This is a genomic window from Mesorhizobium argentiipisi (SeqCode) (genome assembly GCF_037179585.1).
In the GTDB taxonomy this organism is placed as follows: domain Bacteria; phylum Pseudomonadota; class Alphaproteobacteria; order Rhizobiales; family Rhizobiaceae; genus Mesorhizobium; species Mesorhizobium argentiipisi.
The window spans coordinates 1-495 of the sequence record NZ_JAPYKO010000099.1 but is presented as its reverse complement, the minus strand read 5'-3'; the positions used below and the strand labels follow the sequence as shown (position 1 = coordinate 495).

Annotated in this window: 1 protein-coding gene; it reads right to left on the bottom strand. The window is 69.9% G+C overall.

Features of this window, described 5'->3' with window-relative positions:
- Nucleotides 1-495: DUF5801 repeats-in-toxin domain-containing protein (locus tag O7A05_RS34105; protein WP_337097800.1), on the bottom strand; the 495-nt coding region annotated here is incomplete at both ends.

The window sequence follows — 495 nt, the reverse complement described above, 5'->3', positions numbered from 1 at the left end:
GATCGAGGGGCCGTCGTCCTTGATGCTCAGCGCGTTGCCGATGTTGAGCGACTGCGAGGCCTTGTCGCCGTCGCCGTCGGTCACCGTCGCCGTCAGCTGGATCAGGTTGGCCGTCAGGCTGGTGGCGTCGTCGGGGGTGTTGGAGGCGTTGTCCTCATGCACCGCCCGGTCGAGATCGAACGACACCTTGCCGTTGGCATCCACGCTGGCCGTGAACACCAGTGGGCCGCCGGCGCCGGCGTGGCCTTCGACCACGTTGCCGTTCATCGACAGCACCACCGCCTGGCCCGTCGCCGTGTCGATCAGGTTGGAGGGGCCGGCCGTCACGCTGAGCGCGTAGCTGGTCGTGCCGCCGTCGGCGCCCGTCGTCACCGTGAAGGCGCCGCTGAAGGAGGCTTCCGCATGCGTCGAGCCGGCAGGGCCGGTGCCCGAGCCGTTGACGCCGTTGTTGGTCGCCGCCGTCAGGTAGCTCTCGTCCACCGTCAGCGTCGGCGC